General features: G+C 38.9%; 18 protein-coding genes. All 18 read right to left on the minus strand.

What is annotated here, in order from left to right; genetic code table 11:
• Positions 1-7: 7 nt before the first annotated feature.
• Positions 8-931: a tRNA pseudouridine(55) synthase TruB gene (gene truB, locus J2Y67_RS01560; RefSeq protein ID WP_310169813.1), complete on the minus strand. Its 924-nt coding sequence runs from the start codon at positions 929-931 to the stop codon at positions 8-10.
• A gap of 212 nt (positions 932-1,143) precedes the next feature.
• Complete coding sequence (gene rbfA, locus J2Y67_RS01565; RefSeq protein ID WP_310169814.1) at positions 1,144-1,515, minus strand: 30S ribosome-binding factor RbfA; 372 nt, start codon at positions 1,513-1,515, stop codon at positions 1,144-1,146.
• Positions 1,516-1,532: 17 nt separating this feature from the next.
• The gene (locus J2Y67_RS01570) at positions 1,533-1,814 is read right to left on the minus strand and encodes a DUF503 domain-containing protein (RefSeq protein ID WP_310169815.1); all 282 of its coding nucleotides are present in this window, start codon (positions 1,812-1,814) and stop codon (positions 1,533-1,535) included.
• Positions 1,811-4,078 (minus strand): translation initiation factor IF-2, encoded by a 2,268-nt coding sequence (gene infB, locus J2Y67_RS01575; protein ID WP_310169816.1) that lies wholly within the window; start codon positions 4,076-4,078, stop codon positions 1,811-1,813. The genes J2Y67_RS01570 and infB overlap by 4 nt, the downstream gene beginning before the upstream one ends.
• Before the next feature lie 19 nt (positions 4,079-4,097).
• Complete coding sequence (locus J2Y67_RS01580) at positions 4,098-4,400, minus strand: YlxQ family RNA-binding protein (RefSeq protein WP_310169817.1); 303 nt, start codon at positions 4,398-4,400, stop codon at positions 4,098-4,100.
• Positions 4,397-4,681: an RNase P modulator RnpM gene (rnpM, locus tag J2Y67_RS01585; protein ID WP_310169818.1), complete on the minus strand. Its 285-nt coding sequence runs from the start codon at positions 4,679-4,681 to the stop codon at positions 4,397-4,399. Before rnpM ends, J2Y67_RS01580 begins: the two co-directional genes overlap by 4 nt.
• Positions 4,682-4,700: 19 nt before the next feature.
• Positions 4,701-5,825, minus strand: coding sequence for a transcription termination factor NusA (nusA, locus tag J2Y67_RS01590; RefSeq protein WP_310169820.1), 1,125 nt, complete (start codon positions 5,823-5,825; stop codon positions 4,701-4,703).
• 38 nt (positions 5,826-5,863) lie between these two features.
• A complete protein-coding gene (gene rimP, locus J2Y67_RS01595; protein ID WP_310169821.1) occupies positions 5,864-6,334 on the minus strand; it encodes a ribosome maturation factor RimP in 471 nt (156 codons plus the stop codon).
• 207 nt (positions 6,335-6,541) lie between these two features.
• Complete coding sequence (locus tag J2Y67_RS01600; protein ID WP_310169822.1) at positions 6,542-10,867, minus strand: PolC-type DNA polymerase III; 4,326 nt, start codon at positions 10,865-10,867, stop codon at positions 6,542-6,544.
• A gap of 156 nt (positions 10,868-11,023) precedes the next feature.
• Entirely contained in the window at positions 11,024-12,283 is a 1,260-nt protein-coding gene (gene rseP / locus J2Y67_RS01605; RefSeq protein WP_310169823.1) for an RIP metalloprotease RseP, read from the minus strand.
• An 85-nt stretch (positions 12,284-12,368) separates the two neighbouring features.
• Positions 12,369-13,511, minus strand: coding sequence for a 1-deoxy-D-xylulose-5-phosphate reductoisomerase (dxr, locus tag J2Y67_RS01610; protein ID WP_310169824.1), 1,143 nt, complete (start codon positions 13,509-13,511; stop codon positions 12,369-12,371).
• A gap of 65 nt (positions 13,512-13,576) precedes the next feature.
• Positions 13,577-14,365, minus strand: coding sequence for a phosphatidate cytidylyltransferase (locus J2Y67_RS01615; protein WP_310169826.1), 789 nt, complete (start codon positions 14,363-14,365; stop codon positions 13,577-13,579).
• Between the two features lie 24 nt (positions 14,366-14,389).
• On the minus strand, positions 14,390-15,166 hold the full coding sequence (locus J2Y67_RS01620) for an isoprenyl transferase (protein ID WP_310169827.1): 777 nt from the start codon (positions 15,164-15,166) through the stop codon (positions 14,390-14,392).
• Positions 15,167-15,444: 278 nt separating this feature from the next.
• Positions 15,445-16,002: a ribosome recycling factor gene (gene frr, locus J2Y67_RS01625; protein WP_310169829.1), complete on the minus strand. Its 558-nt coding sequence runs from the start codon at positions 16,000-16,002 to the stop codon at positions 15,445-15,447.
• Positions 16,002-16,727, minus strand: a complete 726-nt coding sequence (pyrH, locus tag J2Y67_RS01630; RefSeq protein ID WP_310169830.1) for a UMP kinase — start codon at positions 16,725-16,727, stop codon at positions 16,002-16,004. Before pyrH ends, frr begins: the two co-directional genes overlap by 1 nt.
• An 86-nt stretch (positions 16,728-16,813) precedes the next feature.
• Positions 16,814-17,698, minus strand: a complete 885-nt coding sequence (tsf, locus tag J2Y67_RS01635; RefSeq protein ID WP_310169832.1) for a translation elongation factor Ts — start codon at positions 17,696-17,698, stop codon at positions 16,814-16,816.
• A 184-nt stretch (positions 17,699-17,882) separates the two neighbouring features.
• Positions 17,883-18,587: a 30S ribosomal protein S2 gene (gene rpsB, locus J2Y67_RS01640; protein WP_310169833.1), complete on the minus strand. Its 705-nt coding sequence runs from the start codon at positions 18,585-18,587 to the stop codon at positions 17,883-17,885.
• Positions 18,588-18,806: 219 nt separating this feature from the next.
• Complete coding sequence (gene codY / locus J2Y67_RS01645; protein ID WP_310169835.1) at positions 18,807-19,586, minus strand: GTP-sensing pleiotropic transcriptional regulator CodY; 780 nt, start codon at positions 19,584-19,586, stop codon at positions 18,807-18,809.
• Positions 19,587-19,686: the final 100 nt, after the last annotated feature.

The following is a 19,686-nucleotide window of genomic DNA, read 5'->3' on the forward strand; positions in this document are numbered from 1 at the left end:
CGTACCCTTATTGATCTTGATTGTTTCTTAGCACCTTAACTGGTTTTAACAAATCAGGCTTGCTGGGATGCTTTGCATAGATAGCCATTGCCTGTCCTTCCTTCGTTTCAGTGACTATAGGTCCGTTACTATTTTTTAGATGTTCTGGAATCGGTAAAATTGCACCATTCTTTACTTTCTCTGCTACTGTATCATTAATTACGTATTTCGGCAAATGGGATAGTGCTGATTCTAATGGTCTTAATTCACTAATAATTTTACCCGACTGCATTAAATTTTCTATTTCTTCAAATGTGAGGCAATTCTCAAGTTTAAATGAAGCAGATTGTATTCGAATAAGTTTTGACATATGTGCCGGAAAACCTAATTTCTCGCCAATCATTACGGCTAATGTCCTAATATAGGTTCCTTTGCTGCAACTGACACGAAATCTAAAGGATATCGTCTCACCTGAAAATTTTTCCCTATCATCGAGCAGTTCGATGGATTTGATGAAAACCTTTCGGGTTGGCCGTTCTACTTCAATCCCTTTTCTTGCATATTCATAAAGGCGGACCCCATCAACCTTTACCGCTGAGAACATTGGCGGTGTCTGCTCAATTTCACCTGTCAAAGAATGTAGGACTTGAAGAACTTCTTCTCTTGAAATGGTGCGGTCAACTTTTTTCTCTTCCACTACTTCACCAGATGCATCCTCCGTTGTCGTTGAATACCCAATTGTCACTTCCCCCTCGTAGGCTTTGCCAGCATCTGTTATGTATTCTGCCACCTTTGTTGCCTTTCCAATGCAAATTGGAAGAACTCCGGTTACATCGGGGTCAAGTGTACCTGTGTGTCCAACCTTTTTTGTTTTTAATATTTTCCGTAATTTAAAAACACAATCATGTGATGTCAATCCGGCTGGTTTAAATAAAGGTAAAATCCCTTCCAACTAGTTCACTCCTTAATATGAAAAGCGCAAGCGCCTTGGTTAGCCCCGACAAGTGCTGGAGGTCCTGACGGTGAAGTCGTTCTTTGACTTCATCGGCAGGACCGAAGCAACCTCGAGGGGCTAGGCGCTGGAGCTAGACTAATCTCAAAGTCAAAAATTTTATACTTATTATCCTACAAAAAATGGATAGACAAAAGTCTATCCATCGATATTTACTCTTCATCATTTTTTTGAAGTGGTTTTTCTTCATGGTGTAATTGATGAAGAAGGTTTTCAATTCGATTTCCGTAATCAATGGATTCATCGAATTCAAAGATGATTTCAGGTGTTTTCCGAAGTCGAATACGATGGCCGATTTCTGTGCGAATAAAGCCTTTGGCTTTTGCAAGACCTTTTAATGTATTCTCCTTTTGTTCATCATCACCTAGTACAGATATATATACTTTAGCTTGTTGGAGATCTCCTGTAACCTGGACATCCGTAACCGTCACAAAACCAATCCGAGGATCTTTAATTTTACGACCAATGATGTCACTCAGCTCTTTTTTCATTTGTTCTCCCACACGATTTGCTCTGTGGCTCATAACATTCACCTCTTAATCTAAAGCCATTCAATCTCGGTAATCGTTCTCTCTATCTCTGGGAACGAATCTATCAATCGTAAGGCATTTTGCAGTTCCTGTTCGGTCGAAACTTTTGCCTGAGTTACCACAACAATGGCAATTTTGGTCCTTTGCCATACATCCTGATAATCAACCTCTGACACAGAAACATTAAATTTTTGCCTTAACCGAGTTAGAATTCGCTGCAAAACGGAACGCTTATCCTTTAATGAATGGGCATCATAGATGATGCATTCACATACGGCCGAGCCGATGATCATTTCCGTTCTACTTCTTCCATTACATAGGCTTCAATGATATCTCCCTCTTTAACATCATTAAAGTTTTTAATGGTAATCCCGCATTCATACCCTTGTGCAACTTCTTTTGCATCATCTTTAAAACGTTTTAAGGCATCAATTGTTCCTTCAAAAATGACAACCCCGTTACGAATTAAGCGAATGCCGCTGTCTCGGGTGATTTTACCATCCGTTACATATGAACCAGCAATCGTTCCCACTTTGGAAACCTTGAATGTTTGGCGGATCTCAGCTTGACCAATAATCTTTTCTTCGAATTCAGGATCAAGCATTCCCTTCATGGCCGCTTCAATTTCTTCAATTACTTTATAAATAATACGGTGAAGGCGTACATCAACATCCTCTGCTTCAGCTGCACGCTTAGCATTTGCATCTGGACGCACATTAAAACCAATCACAATCGCATTTGAAGCAGCAGCAAGTGTAATATCTGACTCATTTATCGCACCGGCTCCGCTGTGAATAATTTTAATATTAACGCCTTCTACATCAATCTTCATCAATGAGGCGGCAACAGCTTCCGCTGACCCTTGAACGTCCGCTTTAATAATGACATTCAAGTCTTTCATTTCGCCTTGTTTTAATTGCTCAAATAAGTTTTCTAAGCTGACACGGGACTTTTCACCACGTTGTGCAGCAAGTGCCTGCTGTGCACGTGCTTCCCCAACTTGACGAGCTGTTTTTTCATCATCAAAAACAACAAAACGATCTCCGGCTTGCGGTACCTCGTTTAACCCAGTAATCTCAACAGGTGTCGATGGACCTGCCTCTTTTACACGTCGTCCTTTATCGTTCACCATTGCACGAACACGGCCAAAAGTGTTTCCAACAACGATCGGATCACCGATTTTTAATGTTCCGTTTTGAACCAATAAAGTTGCAACCGAGCCGCGTCCTTTATCCAATTGTGCTTCAATAACGGTACCTAAAGCCTTCCGATTTGGAATTGCTTTGTATTCTTCAACTTCACTTACAAGAAGAATCATTTCTAATAGGTTATCGATCCCATCCCCTGTTTTTGCAGAAAGTGGTACAAAGATAGTATCCCCACCCCATGCTTCTGAAACCAATCCATGCTCTGTTAATTCCTGCATAACACGGTCAGCATTTGCTGCTTCCTTATCCATTTTATTAACAGCAACAATAATTGGAACCTCAGCAGCCTTTGCATGGTTGATCGCCTCAACTGTTTGCGGCATCACACCATCATCTGCGGCAACAACAAGGATGGTAATATCGGTAATTTTTGCTCCACGTGCACGCATCGTCGTGAAGGCAGCATGTCCCGGGGTATCCAAGAAGGTAATTTTCTTGCCGTTTTCAACTACCTGATAGGCACCGATATGCTGAGTGATTCCACCGGCTTCTCCTTCGGTTACTTTCGTATTCCGTATAGAGTCAAGTAAGGTTGTTTTCCCATGGTCAACGTGTCCCATGATCGTAACAACTGCTGGTCTTTCTACAAGCTCTTCTGTTGAATCCTCTGTAAAATAAACCTCTAAATCAGTTGTATCGATTTTGATTTCTTCTTCAACCTCAACCCCATATTCACCGGCAATCAATTCAATCGCATCTTTATCTAATACTTGGTTGATCGTAGCCATTACTCCTAATAAAAAGAGTTTCTTGATAATTTCAGAAGGCTCACGGTATATTTTTTTAGCTAGTTCTCCAACAGTCAAAGATTCACTAAACGTAATTTTAGCCGGAAGCTCTTTCTCTTTCTTCTTTTGTGGCTGTACTTGTTGAACTGGTGTGTGGTTCTTTTTACGATTGTTATTATTATTACGATTTTGATTATTATTAAAAGGTTTTTTATTACCTTTTCCAGAATTGAACACTTTATTTTCCTTTGATTGGAATTGCTGGTTTTGCTTTTTGCCTTCAGCCGTTTTTGGAGGAGAGACAACTTTCACCTTACTTGGAGCAGCGTTTTTTGAGTCATCATCCTCAAAAGCCTTTGGACTTGTTTTACTCTGCACCTGTGGCTTTGCTCCCTGCTGTGGTCTTTGATTTGAACGATTTTGTTGCTGCGTTTTTGTTTGATTCTGTTGTGTATTGCTAGTGTTTTTATTAAAAGTAGCGTCTAGTTTTACTATATCTGCATCTTCAATTGTTGCCATATGGTTAGAAACCTCTATATTCATTTCTTTTAATTTTGTAATTACATCTTTACTTGAAACATTATGTTTCTTTGCATATTCATAAACACGTATTTTACTCATTTTTTCACCCCCGCTAAAATTAATCGAGCAACGTTACCAGTTTTTTAGCAAATCCATCATCCAATACAGCTACAACTACGCGGGCTTCCTTGCCAATTGCATGGCCAAGAAGATGGCGATTTTCCACTATTTTTAATGGAACTTCATACGATTTACACTTGTCTGAAATTTTTTTGGTTGTATTTCCGGATGCATCTGCTGATAATAAAATGAGCTTTGCGCCTCCGCTCTGAATCTGTTTGACGGTCAGCTCCTCACCCGACGTGATTTTACGTGCTCGATTGGCTAAGCCAAGCAATGACATCCATTTTTGATGGTTCATTTGGATAGTCTGTTCTCCTTCTCTATCAACTCAAGTAGTTCTTCATACAATGATTCATCTATAGAAACCTGTAGGTGGTTAGATAAGATATTCTTCTTCTTGGCTTGAAGGACAGCTTCCTTGTCCTTTGAAAGGTATGCACCCCTGCCTGATTTTTTCCCAGTCAGGTCGATGGAGACATCTCCTTCCTTTGAGCGAACGATGCGAACGAGTTCTTTTTTTGGCTTCATTTCACCTGTTGCCACGCATTTACGCATTGGAACTTTTTTACGAGTGTTCACGATCATCCACCTCCACCACTTAATCTAATTCATCTTCGAATTCGAAATGATCGTCTTCGACTTGATCATCAAAAAGTCTGATTGTTTCTTCACGTGGATAAATACCTAATTCACGTGCTTCCGTTTCAGATTTTATATCAATTTTCCACCCTGTTAACTTAGCGGCAAGTCTAGCATTTTGACCGCGTTTTCCGATAGCCAGAGAAAGTTGATAATCTGGTACAACCACTGTTGTTGCTTTATCCGCTTCATTTACCATTACATCCAAAACTTTAGAAGGACTTAAGGAATTCGCAACAAATACGACAGGATCATCTGACCATTTTACAATATCGATTTTTTCACCTTTTAACTCATTCACAACCGCCTGAACACGTGTTCCTTTAGGTCCCACACAAGAACCCACCGGATCGACCTCAGAATTATCCGAATGAACGGAAATTTTGGAACGATCGCCTGCCTCGCGGGCAACGGATTTAATTTCAACCGTTCCATCGTAGATTTCAGGTACTTCGATTTCAAATAAGCGCTTGAGCAATCCAGGATGTGTACGAGATACAAAGATTTGCGGCCCTTTGGTTGTTTTTTCAACCTTTGTTATAAATACCTTGATTCGATCATGTGGTTTATAGCGTTCATTTGGCATTTGTTCGTTAACCGGAAGCAATGCTTCAATTTTCCCAAGACTTACATAGATAAATTTAGAATCCAGTCTTTGAACGATACCTGTCATGATATCTTCTTCACGGTCGATAAATTCAGAATAAATAATTCCTCTCTCTGCTTCTCTAACGCGCTGTGTCACCACTTGCTTCGCTGTTTGAGCAGCAATTCTCCCAAAATCTTTAGGAGTTACTTCCATCTCGACTATATCTTCAACTTGGTAGTTTGGATTAATTCTTCGTGCATCTTCAACGGAAATTTCAAGCCGCGGGTCAAATACTTGATCCACTACCTCTTTTCTAGCAAAAACCCTCATCGATCCTGTTTGTAAATTCAAATCTATTCTAACGTTTTGTGCCTGATTAAAATTACGGCGGTAAGCGGAGATAAGTGCCGCTTCAATCGCTTCGATTAAAACATCTCTGGAAATTCCTTTTTCTCTCTCCAGTATGGTAAGAGCATCTAATAATTCGCTGCTCATTTGCTTGTATCCCCCTAACTCTTATTTAAATTTCTTCATTATGAAAAAGAAACAGCCAGCCGTGCATTTGCAATTTTTTCATAAGGAATTTCAATGTTTTTTATGCGGGTTTTTATTTTAACCTCTAGTGTGACGGTCTGCCCATCAAACCCTTGCAATAGACCCTCAAAGCTTTTTTCACCATCAATAGGTTCATATGTTTTAATGAATACATTTTTTCCAATTGCTTTTTCAAAATCCTTATTTTTTTTCAAAGGACGTTCAGCACCAGGTGAAGATACTTCAAGGAAATAATTATGGGGAATCGGATCCAATTCATCGAGTTTTTCACTAAGACGTTCACTCACTACTCCGCAGTCTTCAATGTCAACACCGAGTTCTTTATCGATATAAATGCGGAGAAACCAGCTTTTTCCTTCTTTTACATACTCAATTTCGACTAACTCCAAACCAAGTTCTTCAAGGATTGGTTCTGCCAGCTTTTCTACTATTTCAGTTACTTTGCTCATGCTTAACCTCCTTTTTCCGATTTTTTTCACCCATATTATATGTAGTTCACGGAAAGTTTTATCAATTTACCCTATTTACAAACAAGAAAGAGTGGGTTGCCCCACTCCTTGAATACGAGAGTATTTCTTAGTATTTCCAATAAAACTATACCATAGTCAACTTCTTTATGCAAACTAGAAAAGCAAAAGCCTTGTTTCAAGCCTTTACTAGAAAAGTGACAACTGGTTTTGTTCCGGCAGAGATTCCAGACAGCCCATTAAGTCTAAATATTCAAGAATAGTCTTTGAAACCTTCCCGCGCTGTTGCAGGTCCTCTTTTGATAAAAATTCGCCTTCTTTCCTTGCTTTTACAATACTTAAAGCAACGTTTGTTCCAAGCCCGGGGATGGAATTAAACGGCGGGATCAATGAGTCACCTTCAATAATAAACTCAGATGCGGAAGATTTGTATAAATCAATTTTCTTAAAAGAATAGCCTCTTTCTGTCATTTCCAATGCTAATTCAAGAACAGTCAAAAGGTTTTTCTCTTTATTCGATGCCTCAAGCCCTTTGGCATTGATTTCCTCAATTCTTGCCCGAATTGCTTCCGAGCCGCGCGCCATTGCTTCTACATCGAAATCCTCAGCACGGACAGTGAAGTAGGCAGCGTAATAAAGAAGTGGCAAATGGACTTTAAAATAAGCAATCCTTACAGCCATTAACACATATGCCGCAGCATGGGCCTTCGGGAACATATATTTTATTTTTTTACAGGAATCAATATACCATTCCGGTACTTCATTTTTGCGCATTTCTGCTTCCATTTCTTCACTTAAGCCCTTCCCCTTACGAACGGATTCCATAATTTTAAAAGCAAAAGATGGCTCAAGTCCTTGGTAAATTAAATAGACCATGATATCATCCCGGCAGCCAATTACTTCACTAAGCGTACACGTTTGATTATGGATTAGCTCTTGGGCATTCCCGAGCCATACATCCGTTCCATGGGAAAGACCGGAAATTTGAACAAGTTCAGAAAAGGTAGTCGGTTTGGTATCTTCAAGCATTTGCCGAACGAATCTCGTTCCAAATTCAGGGATACCCAATGTTCCGGTTTTACACATGATCTGCTGCGCTGTTACTCCTAACGATTCGGTTCCACTAAAAATCTTCATAACTTCCGGATCATCGGTAGGAATTGTTTTTGGGTCAATTCCACTTAAGTCCTGCAGCATTCTGATTACAGTCGGATCATCGTGTCCTAGTATATCAAGCTTTAACACATTATCATGAATCGAATGAAAGTCAAAATGAGTGGTCTTCCATTCTGATGTTTTATCATCTGCCGGAAACTGAATCGGTGTAAAATCATAAACATCCATGTAATCGGGGATAACAATAATCCCTCCCGGGTGCTGACCGGTGGTTCGTTTAACCCCGGTACATCCGGATGCCAGTCTTTCCACTTCTGCTCCCCGGATTTGGAGATTATTATCCTGTTGATAGGCCTTAACATAGCCAAATGCCGTTTTATCGGCAACGGTTCCGATTGTTCCGGCACGATATACATACTCTTCTCCGAAAAGTACCTTTGTGTAGTTATGGGCACGCGGCTGATATTCCCCGGAGAAGTTCAAGTCAATATCAGGAACCTTATCTCCTTTAAAGCCAAGGAAGGTTTCGAACGGAATATCATGACCATCCTTCCGATATTTCCCCCCACATTGCGGACAATCTTTATCAGGCAAATCAAATCCAGAACCAACTGAACCGTCATTAAAAAATTCAGAACGTTTACAAGTTGGACAAATATAATGCGGCGGCAAAGGATTTACTTCGGTAATCTCTGTCATGGTTGCAACAAATGACGAACCGACTGATCCACGTGAACCAACAAGGTACCCATCGTCCAGCGATTTTTTTACAAGCTTATGAGAAATTAAATAAATTACGGCAAAGCCGTGGCCGATGATGCTTTTCAACTCTTTTTCCAGACGGGCTTCCACAATTTCAGGAAGCGGTTCACCATAAATTTTTCGGGCCATGGCATAACTCATTTCTCTCATTTCCTCATCGGCGCCTTCGATTCTTGGTGTATAAAGATCGTCTTTAATTGGTTTAATGACTTCAATCATATCGGCAATTTTATTTGTATTCGTTACGACAATTTCCTTCGCCTTTTCCGCACCTAAAAACGAAAACTCCTCGAGCATATCATTCGTTGTCCGGAAGTGAACATCAGGAAGCTGATGGCGGTTAAGTGGATTCGCGCCGCCTTGAGAGTTAATCAATATTTTCCGGTAGATTTTATCGTTTTCGTTTAAATAATGTACATTTCCGGTTGCAACAACTGGAATTCCCAGTTTATCTCCAAGCTTCACAATGTTTCCGATAATTTCTTCCAAGGCTTTTTCATTTTTGATTAATTCCATTTCTAACATCGGAGCATACACGGGTTTTGGCATAACCTCGAGATAGTCATAAAACTGAGCAAAGGCTTCTACTTCTTCAGGGGATTTTTGCATCATTCCCTCAAAAACCTCTCCTTTATCGCATGCGGAACCAACTAAAATGCCTTCACGATATTTTTGAAGTACGGACCGAGGTAATCGCGGAACCCTGTAATAATACTCAAGGTGCGAAATAGAAACCAATTTAAATAAATTCTTTAATCCAATTTCGTTTTGTGCCATTAAGGTACAGTGATAGGGTCTTGCCCTTTGATACGCATTCCCTTTCCCCATGTTGTCATTGAATTGATCATGGTATTCAATGCCTTTATCAAGCGCATCCTTAAGCATTTTTAAAAGTAAATATCCTGTTGCTTCGGCGTCAAAAATCGCCCGGTGGTGCTGGGTTAATTCGATATCAAACTTTTTAGTCAGCGTATTTAACCGGTGGTTTTTTAGTTCAGGATAAAGAAAACGCCCAAGTTCTAGCGTATCAATTACCGGGTTTTTCGCTTTTTCTAAGCCGATATTTTTGTATCCAACATTAAGGAATCCCATATCAAAGGAAGCATTATGGGCGACTAGAACGGCATCATCAACCCAGTCGTGGAATTTTTGGATTACTTCCGCAACCTCTGGTGCATTTTCGACCATATCGTCGGTAATACCCGTCAAATTAATCGTTGTTGCCGATAATCGATGATGAGGGTTTGCAAATGACTCAAAGCGGTCAATAATTTCTCCGTCTCGAATTTTTACTGCGGCAAGTTCTATGATCGTATCATAGACAGCAGAAAGCCCCGTTGTCTCTACGTCAAAAACAACAAAGATGTCCTCAGCCAGTAACCGATGGGCATCATTATATGCAATCGGTACGCCGTCATCAATTAGATTAGCTTCAATTCCATATAGAATTTTAATATCATTCTTTTTACCGGCACCAAATGCCTCGGGAAAAGATTGAGCAACCGCATGGTCGGTAACCGCAATTGCTTTGTGACCCCATTTTTTTGCCTGAGCAATAAGGGTGCTCACAGGGGTAACCGCATCCATCTGGCTCATCGGAGTATGAAGATGGAGTTCAACTCGCTTCTCATCTTCCGGAGTAGTATCATTACGGCCTGCTGGTTTTATTTCATTTATATCATTCCCAATCATCACAAGATCCCGAACGAACGTGTCATTCTGGATACTTCCTCTAACCTTTACCCACATTCCTTTTTTAACATGCTGAAAAAGGTTAGCATCCTCTTTATCTCTTGAGAACATTTTGACCATAATGGAACTTGTATAGTCGGTAATTTTAAAGGTTAGCAAGGTACGGCCGCTTCTAAGTTCTCTCGTTTCAGCATTAAAAATATACCCTTGGACTGTTACTCTTCTCTCTTCGTCCACGATATCAATCATTGTTCGGTAATCATTATCATCCTTAATCGTAAGACCAATTGTAAGCGGTCCTTGCGGAATATCACCGCTGGATTGCTCTTTTTCTGCTTCTTTCTTCTGTAACTCTACAAGTGCTTGAAGCCCGCGTTCCTGGTCTTCCTTTTGTTTTGCCAGTAAAAACTGTTCATATTCATTGTTCTTTTCTACACTTTGGATTGTCGTTTCAATTGTAAGAACTGGAAAGCCAAAGGATTGATAGATCTTACTAATCACTCCTCCATATTTTCGTGACAGTGCAAGACCCTCGGTTTCATTTCGTACAGAAACCGATACTTTATTCCCGTTAACGGTAGGAATTTGTTCATTTAATAGCTTTAATAAAGGCGGTGCTATACCATCAATCTGCTGGATACAATGGTTCCAATACTCTAATAATAAATCCGGTGTGAAGGCTTGCCCGTCAACATTTATTTCATACGAAATACGGGCAATATTTGAAAATGTTCTTTCCAATTGGGTAGTAAAGCGAATATATACACTGAAGGGAAGGATTTTTTCTAATAAAAATTGGAAATGCCACTTGCGTGCTTTCTTTTCAACGATTAGTTTTTCAATTTGTGCATTTGGAAAATGTGCTACCACAGCATCTTCTTGCATTTGCAGCTGCTGGAGCAAGAGTAAGAATCGCTCTTTATTGCCTAAGGCATTTTCGCTCATCATTCTCTCTCCCATCTATCTTTAATCTTCTAGTCTCTATTGTTCAAATAATAATTATAACATATCAACCAAGATGATTCGTGTTTATTCGACAGGAAACTTCATCTAATTTCAGTCAAAAAAGAAAGGCACCCCATATAAGGTACCTAGAAAATTTTATAAGAAAAATCTTTGGATATCATTCCAAGTTACAACGAGCATTAACAGCATCAACAGGGCGAATCCGATAAAGTGGACCATCCCTTCTTTTTGACGGTCGATTGGTTTCCCTCTAAGTGCCTCAACCGCAAAAAACATTAACCTTCCACCATCAAGTGCCGGTATAGGCAGTAAATTCATGATGCCCAAATTTATACTTAAGATTCCAGCCCATTTCATTAAATAATAGATACCTGATTTCGCTACAGTATCGGTAGCTTGATAAATGCCGACTGGACCGGAAAGCATATTGATTGAAAATTGACCAGTAACTAATTTCCCAAGCATGATGATGATTTGCATCGTCCAAGAATACGTATCTTTAAACCCAGAAGAAATAGCTTGAATTGGGGATTTCTCGACCGGGCTATAAACACCGATTAACCCCATTTTCTTCCCATCAATGGTTTTTTCAATCGGCGTCACTTGGACATCCATATCTTTTCCGTTACGCGTAATCGTAAAATCTAATTTTTTATTTGGACTATTTCGGATAATTTCTACCACATCAGACCAACTGCTAACCTCAGCACCATTAATACTTTGGACTACATCTCCTTTGTGAAGTCCTGCAGCATTTGCAGCACCATCAGCCGTAATTTCCCCTAATTTAGGATCATTTGTAGGTACCCCTTGCAAAAGGGCAATTACAATAAAAATAATAAAAGCAAGAACAAAATTCATCATCGGTCCTGCAAAAATAGCCATCGTTCTTTGCCATAATGTTTTAGATCCAAATTGGCGGTCTAGTGGAGCAATTTGGGACTCAATTCCATTTTCAACAACCATTGCATTCGGTTGAATTGCAAAGGTCCTGAGTTGATCATCCTCATCATCCGGATATCCTTTGATGATTAAATCTTTCTCGATATCAGCATATTCAACCTCTACTATCCGGCAATCTGGATACTTTTCTTTATTATTAAGAATAATCTTACTTACTTTTTCATCTTTATCAAACAATAAGCCAATACGATATCCAGGCTTAATTTCAACCATTTCAGGATCCTCACCCGCCATACGGACAAATCCTCCAATAGGCAGTAAGCGAATGGTATAGGTTGTTTCTCCTTTTTTATGTGAAAAAACCTTTGGACCGAAGCCGATTGCAAATTCACGACACAAGATTCCTGCCCTTTTTGCAAAAATTAAGTGACCCAATTCATGAAAAAAGACAAGTGCGCCAAAGATTACAATAAAGGCTATAACTGTTGTCAATAGTAAAACCACCTTTTATCAGGATAAGGAAGTGACTTTTAACTTCGATAACTGTCTAGCTCAGCGCCTAGGCGTTTGGAGCTTCTTATAGAAGTGAACGTACAAATTGTCTCGTTTCTTTGTCGACCTCTTGAATTGCAGCTAAGCTTGGGTGTTCAATCGTTTGATGAGCGTGTATTGCTTTTTCAATCAAATCTTCAATTTGCAAGAATCGAATTTTCCCTTCCAAAAATGCCGCAACTGCCACTTCATTTGCGGCATTCAAGGCAGTTGGCATTGTTCCGCCCTCTTTTCCGGCATGGTAGGCGAATCTTAGACAGCGGAAGCGTTCTAGATCCATTTCCTGAAAATGCAATTTACCAATTTGCGCTAAATTTAGCCGGTTTGCTGACGGAAGCGGGGCTCGATCCGGGTAGGTAAGGGCTAATTGGATTGGCACCCTCATATCCGGTGTTCCCAGCTGGGCGATTATACTACTATCATGAAATTCAACCATGGAATGAATAATACTTTCCTTGTGGAGCAGGACATCAATTTTTTCATAAGGCATATCAAACAGCCAGTGAGCCTCAATTACTTCTAAGCCTTTGTTCATCATCGTAGCAGAGTCGACAGTAATTTTTGCACCCATTGACCAGTTTGGATGGTTTAATGCATCTTCAACCGTAACATCTTCCAATTCCATACGTGAGCGGTCCCGGAAGCTTCCACCTGATGCTGTTAAGATTAATCTTTCTATATTTTTATGCTTTTCTCCTTGTAAGGCCTGAAAAATTGCAGAGTGCTCACTATCGACCGGCAGCAAGATAACATTATTCCTCTTTACAGCATCCATGACAAGATGGCCTGCAGTAACCAACGTTTCCTTATTGGCAATTGCGATCACTTTCCCGCTTTCAATTGCCTGTAATGTCGGGTTCAGCCCTACACTCCCAAGAACCGCATTAACCAGGATATCTGCTTTTTCATATATGGCAACCTCAATTAACCCTTCGTGTCCAAATGTGAATATTGTATTTGGAAACTCTGAATTTAGTGTTGCACAGTCTTGATAATCCTGTACCGAAACAAGCTGCGGCTTGAACTCTTGGATGAATTTTCTTGCCAGGTTAATATTTTTCCCAACAGACATGGCAGCCAACTGAAATTCTGCCGGGTGCTCACGAATTATATCCAGTGTTTGGGTACCGATGGATCCTGTAGCACCTAATAAACTAATTGTTTTCAAAAAATTCAACTCCCAAAAAAAGCAGGTCTTGTTGTTATACCAAGACTATCTCATAGTACTTGTTGTTACCAAAGATGAAAAAAATGTAATAACGGCCAGACAAACAATAAGCTGTCAAATCGATCAAGTATTCCACCATGCCCAGGTAGAATTTTTCCTGAATCCTTTACATTAAAGTGACGTTTAAATGCCGATTCGACTAAATCACCAATTTGTCCAAAAACGGATAATACTACCGTAATTCCTAACAATTCAATCAAAGTTGCATTAATATCAGAAAATAAAGCAAACAATACTGCCACAATAAGAGCACAAACAACTCCGCCAATAAAACCTTCGACCGTCTTATTTGGGCTTATTTCTGGCCATAATTTTTTCTTGCCGGTAGCTTTCCCGATAAAATAAGCACCAGAATCAGTTGCCCACATGATAAATAAAGAATAGAAAATATAAACAAGACCGGCATCACGTGCTTCCATGAAGAAATAAAAACCCATTCCAACATAAACGGCAGATAGAAGGGAAAAAGAAGCATCTTCAAAGGTAAATCGGTTTTTTGTAATCACCGTATAGGCCAACAGTAACAATACAAAAATAATGGCCAATTCTGTTTTTGAATAATAAAAAGTATTGATGACGTGGTCATATTGCTTCGGGAATAAAATCACCCAAAGAAACAATGTTGCCAAAAAGCCATGGACTGTAAAAAAAGAGAGATTTCTCATTTTTAAAAGCTCATACAAGCCAATCGTTGCTAAAAAATACGTTAATAGGACAAATGGGAGTCCTCCATAAAACACAATCGGAACAAAAAGTACAGCTGCCACGACTGCTGTTATGATTCTTTGCTTCATCTATTAGTTTCACACCTTTATGGTCTAGACTCCTCCAAACCGGCGCTGACGATTTTGAAAGGTTTTAATCGCCTCAAGCAGGTGCTCTTCACTAAAATCCGGCCATAAAACCTCAGTAAACCAGAATTCAGTATAAGCCAATTGCCAAAGCATAAAATTACTCAAGCGAATTTCACCGCTTGTTCGAATTAATAGATCAGGGTCCATCATGTTTGCTGTCATTAAATAAGAGGAAAAAACCTCTTCATTTAAATCATTTTCATTCATTATACCACTTCTGCAATCACTTACGACTTGTTTGACTGCATCAATGATTTCAGCCCTGCTTCCGTAATTCAGCGCAAAGTTTAAGACTAGTCCATTATTATTTTTTGTTTCTTCTATAGCTTTTTCAATCGCGTGTAATGTATGTACAGGGAGTTTATCTTTGTATCCCATCATTTTCACTTGGACATTTTCTTCAATTAATTCCGGGAGGAACGTACCCAAAAATTCCTCAGGTAATTTCATAATATATTCGACTTCGTTTTTAGGTCGCTTCCAATTCTCAGTTGAAAAGGCATATAGGGTTAATGTTTTAATACCCAGTTTATTTGAAAGCCGTGTTATTTTTCGGACAACCTTCATTCCTTCATGGTGACCCGCTACACGCGGTAATGCCCTTTTTTTTGCCCATCTCCCATTTCCATCCATTATAATGGCAACATGCTCAGGAATTGGTAATTTTTTAATTTCCTCTATTTTTTCTCGGAGTGTGGAAGAGTTATTTTGATTCTTCCAAAGCCTTATTTTATTAAACATGACAATGCTCCTCCAAATTAAGTTAATCATATACTCCGATAATAGATTTTTCTCTATTCGAACCAGAAACAGTTATAAATCATATGAATAATCATTTTAACATGTTTTTATCATACCAAAAAACCGTAAAGATATCTTCTAATAACTAACTTATGTAAAATAAAAGGAATTAAGAATAATATTCAGAAAACTTCTTTTAATAAATCTTCAAAAAGATTCTTAGCGTAAATAGTGAAAAAACCCCCTAAAATAGAGGGTCGCCCTGCCAAGTAAATTGTTTATACTTCCATAATTTCTTTCTCTTTGTCTTTTGTAATCTTATCAATTTTATTGATATTTTCATCTGTCAATTTTTGAATATCATCAGAATAGCCACGAAGATCATCTTCGGTAATTTCGCCTTTTTTCTCCAACTTTTTCAAGTCTTCATTTGCATCACGACGAACATTTCGAATTGCTACTTTTGCTTCTTCTGATTCTTTTTTCACTAATTTAACAAGTTCCTTACGGCGTTCTTCTGTTAATTGAGGAATTGCAATCCGGATGATCGTACCATCATTTGAAGGATTTAGGCCTAAATCAGACTTAAGGATTGCTTTCTCGATATCACCAAGAATGGATTTATCGTAAGGCTGGATGACAAGAAGTCTTGCTTCAGGTGTTGTAATTCCGGCTACCTGATTCACTGGAGTAGGTGCTCCGTAATAATCAACAGTAATCCGGTCTAATAGGGATGCACTTGCTCTTCCGGCACGAATGCTTGCAAGCTCACGTGAAAATGCTTGAATCCCCTTTGACATTTTATCCTTTGCAGTGGATATGACTTGTTTTGGCATTAATTTTTCCCCCTAACAATGGTTCCAATTTTCTCACCCATTACGGCGCGTTTAATATTTCCTTGTTCCATAATTGAAAAAACAATAAGCGGAATATCATTATCCATACATAACGAAGAAGCAGTCGAATCCATTACAGCCAATCCTTCTTTGATTACATCAAGATAAGAAAGCTCTTCATATTTAGTTGCATTTTTATCTATACGAGGGTCTGCAGAATATACGCCATCCACATTATTTTTTGCCATTAAAATAACTTCTGCATCAATTTCTGCTGCTCTCAGTGCTGCTGTTGTATCTGTCGAGAAATAGGGATTTCCAGTACCTGCTGCAAAAATTACGACGCGTTTCTTTTCTAGATGTCTCATTGCACGACGTCGAATATAGGGTTCTGCTACCTGGCGCATTTCAATTGATGTTTGCACACGTGATTCGATTCCTAAATTCTCTAAACTATCCTGAAGTGCTAAGGAATTCATCACTGTCGCCAACATCCCCATGTAATCAGCGGTTGCCCGGTCCATGCCCATCTCACTGCCAATTTTCCCGCGCCAGATATTGCCTCCGCCAACAACAACAGCTACCTCAACTCCAAGTTCCGCAATCTCTTTTACTTGAATAGCAATGGATTTAATCACGGATGGTTTAATTCCAAAGCTCGACTCTCCCGCAAGTGCTTCCCCGCTTAATTTTAAAACGACGCGTTTGTACTTAGGACTACCCATATAAACCTCCGTATTTTTGTTTATGTATTACCATTTAATTCTTTCATGCTTCAAAAATAGGGAACACAATGTGCTCCCTATTCAAATTATTTTTTATTTACTTGGTTCATAACTTCTTCTGCGAAGTTATCTTCACGTTTTTCAATTCCTTCGCCTACTTCAAAACGAATGAATTCGCGAACGGTAGCACCTTTTGATTCAACGAATTGGCGTACTTTTTGATCAGGGTTTTTAACAAATGCTTGGTCAAGAACACAAACATCCTCAAAGTATTTTCCAAGACGGCCTTCAACCATTTTTGCAACGATATTTTCCGGCTTACCTTCGTTAAGTGCTTGTTGAGTTAAGATTTCGCGCTCACTCTCAACTTCTTCTTGAGATACTTGATCACGAGAAACATATTTTGGATTTAACGCTGCGATATGCATGGAAACATCTTTTGCAGCACTTGCATCAGTTGTTCCTTCAAGTACGGTTAGAACACCGATGCGACCACCCATGTGAAGGTATGCACCGAATGCGTCATTATCAGATTTAGATACAATTACAAAGCGGCGAAGGGAAAGCTTTTCACCAATTTTTGCAATTGCAGCATTGATGTGTTCAGAAACAATTGTACCATTTTCCATTTTTTGCTCAGCAGCTTCTTCAACAGTAGCTGGTTTATTTTTCAATAGGTGTGCAGCAAGTTCCTTAACAAGTGTTTGGAAACCTTCGTTTTTCGCAACGAAATCTGTTTCTGAGTTCACTTCAAGGATAACTGCTTCATTACCTTCTGTTAAAATGTAAGTTGTTCCTTCAGCAGCAATACGATCTGCTTTCTTTGCAGCTTTTGCAATTCCTTTTTCGCGTAGGTAATCAATGGCTTTGTCCATGTCACCATTTGTTTCAGTTAATGCTTTTTTACAATCCATCATACCTGCGCCTGTTTTTTCACGAAGTTCTTTAACCATTTGAGCCGTTACTGCCATAATGTGTTCCTCCTTATAAACTATGTATTCATATCTTAGCCAATCAATCTTAAGATAAACCTTCTAACTTGCAACTAAGCTTTTGTCTGCGCTCTTAGAGCTTGACTTATAGCTAAGCTTTCTTTAAAAAAAGGTGATAAAGGGTCTCCCTCTTATCACCTTTTTGTTCGTTAGCACTATAGAATTAAGCTTCTACCGCTACTTCTTCACCTTGTTTTGCTTCAAGGATTGCATCTGCCATTTTTCCAGTTAATAGTTTAACTGCGCGGATTGCATCGTCGTTAGCAGGAATGACTACATCGATTTCATCCGGATCACAGTTTGTATCAACAATTCCTACGATAGGAATGTTTAATTTCTTAGCTTCTGCAACTGCGATACGCTCTTTACGAGGGTCAATGATGAATAATGCATCAGGAAGCTGTTTCATGTCTTTGATTCCGCCTAGGAATTTTTCAAGACGTTCTTGTTCTTTCTTTAATTGAACAACTTCTTTTTTAGGTAAAACATCGAAAGTTCCGTCTTCTGACATTCTTTCAATATTTTTTAAGCGGCCAATACGCTTTTGGATTGTTTCGAAGTTTGTTAATGTACCACCTAACCAGCGTTGGTTTACATAGTACTGACCAGAACGAGCTGCTTCTTCTTTAACAGAATCTTGAGCTTGTTTTTTTGTACCAACGAAAAGAACTGTTCCGCCGTTACCAGCAAGTTCTTTTACCCAGTTATAAGCTTCTTCAACCTTCTTAACTGTTTTTTGAAGGTCGATGATATAGATGCCGTTACGCTCAGTGAAGATATATTTCTTCATTTTAGGGTTCCAACGACGAGTTTGGTGTCCAAAATGTACACCAGCTTCAAGCAATTGCTTCATAGAAATGACTGACATGTTTTTTCCTCCTAATGGTTTGTTTTCCTCCGCTCGTCTCATTTTTAAACAGAAACTGTTCATTTAAACAGCACCGTCTGTTTAAATCAACAAGCGTGTGTATTAACACCATCAAATAATATAGCATAAGTATAGATAACAAATCAAGAATTAGTTTATTAAAAATAAGAATCCCCTATTTATGCAAATAGGGGACTCAACCTTTAAAGGTCACTTCTATTAATTAGATCTTAATTTATCAAGCTCTACTAAGAACTTATCATTTAAGACTTTAATATACGTACCTTTCATACCAAGGGAACGAGACTCAATTACGCCCGCACTTTCAAGCTTTCTTAATGCGTTAACAATAACAGAGCGGGTAATCCCTACACGGTCGGCAATTTTGGATGCAACTAATAAACCTTCATGACCGTTTAATTCTTCAAAAATATGTTCAATTGCTTCAAGTTCACTATAAGACAATGAACTAATCGCCATTTGTACGACTGCTTTGCTTCTAGCTTCTTCTTCAATTTCCTCTGCTTTTTCACGTAAAATTTCCATACCTACTACAGTTGCACCATATTCAGCAAGAATTAAATCATCGTCAAGGAATTTTTCCTGCACTCTTGCCAAGATTAATGTCCCTAACCGCTCACCGCCGCCAATAATCGGAACAACCGTTGTTAAGCCTTCTGGGAAAAGTTCTTTATTTTCAACCGGAAAGGCAGTATATTCACTGTTCACGTCAAGGTTTGGAGATGTTTCTTGAATATTAAATAAACCTTTCGTATACTCCTCAGGGAATTGACGCTCTTCTAACATTTTTGACATGCGTTCATTTTCAAAATGCTGATTAACAGCAAAACCTAATAATTTACCACGGCGGCTCACAACATAAGTATTTGACTCAATCACTTCGCTTAATGTTTCAGCCATTTCTTTAAAGTTTACCGGCTTTCCTGCAGCCTTTTGTAATAATGCGTTAATTTTTCTAGTTTTTGTAAGTAAATCCATGTAATTCTTCCTCCTAATGATCTGCAACCAATATTAAATTTTATATATTACAATCATCTTTTGACATATTAGGTGTTTTTCTAATATTTCCCCATAAGAA

The sequence above is a fragment of the Neobacillus niacini genome (assembly GCF_031456445.1).
Lineage (GTDB): Bacteria > Bacillota > Bacilli > Bacillales > Cytobacillaceae > Neobacillus > Neobacillus niacini_I.

Bases quoted from the DNA above. Each gene is read 5' to 3' on its own strand.
- nusA (WP_310169820.1), bottom strand. From the start codon at position 5,825: ATGAGCAGCGAATTATTAGATGCTCTTACCATACTGGAGAGAGAAAAA.
- tsf (WP_310169832.1), bottom strand. From the start codon at position 17,698: ATGGCAGTAACGGCTCAAATGGTTAAAGAACTTCGTGAAAAAACAGGC.
- J2Y67_RS01600 (WP_310169822.1), bottom strand. From the start codon at position 10,867: ATGAGCGAAAATGCCTTAGGCAATAAAGAGCGATTCTTACTCTTGCTC.
- J2Y67_RS01615 (WP_310169826.1), bottom strand. From the start codon at position 14,365: ATGAAGCAAAGAATCATAACAGCAGTCGTGGCAGCTGTACTTTTTGTT.
- rimP (WP_310169821.1), bottom strand. From the start codon at position 6,334: ATGAGCAAAGTAACTGAAATAGTAGAAAAGCTGGCAGAACCAATCCTT.
- J2Y67_RS01580 (WP_310169817.1), bottom strand. From the start codon at position 4,400: ATGAACCATCAAAAATGGATGTCATTGCTTGGCTTAGCCAATCGAGCA.
- J2Y67_RS01570 (WP_310169815.1), bottom strand. From the start codon at position 1,814: ATGATCATCGGCTCGGCCGTATGTGAATGCATCATCTATGATGCCCAT.
- J2Y67_RS01620 (WP_310169827.1), bottom strand. From the start codon at position 15,166: ATGTTTAATAAAATAAGGCTTTGGAAGAATCAAAATAACTCTTCCACA.
- infB (WP_310169816.1), bottom strand. From the start codon at position 4,078: ATGAGTAAAATACGTGTTTATGAATATGCAAAGAAACATAATGTTTCA.
- pyrH (WP_310169830.1), bottom strand. From the start codon at position 16,727: ATGGGTAGTCCTAAGTACAAACGCGTCGTTTTAAAATTAAGCGGGGAA.
- rpsB (WP_310169833.1), bottom strand. From the start codon at position 18,587: ATGTCAGTCATTTCTATGAAGCAATTGCTTGAAGCTGGTGTACATTTT.
- frr (WP_310169829.1), bottom strand. From the start codon at position 16,002: ATGCCAAAACAAGTCATATCCACTGCAAAGGATAAAATGTCAAAGGGG.
- rbfA (WP_310169814.1), bottom strand. From the start codon at position 1,515: ATGAGCCACAGAGCAAATCGTGTGGGAGAACAAATGAAAAAAGAGCTG.
- codY (WP_310169835.1), bottom strand. From the start codon at position 19,586: ATGGATTTACTTACAAAAACTAGAAAAATTAACGCATTATTACAAAAG.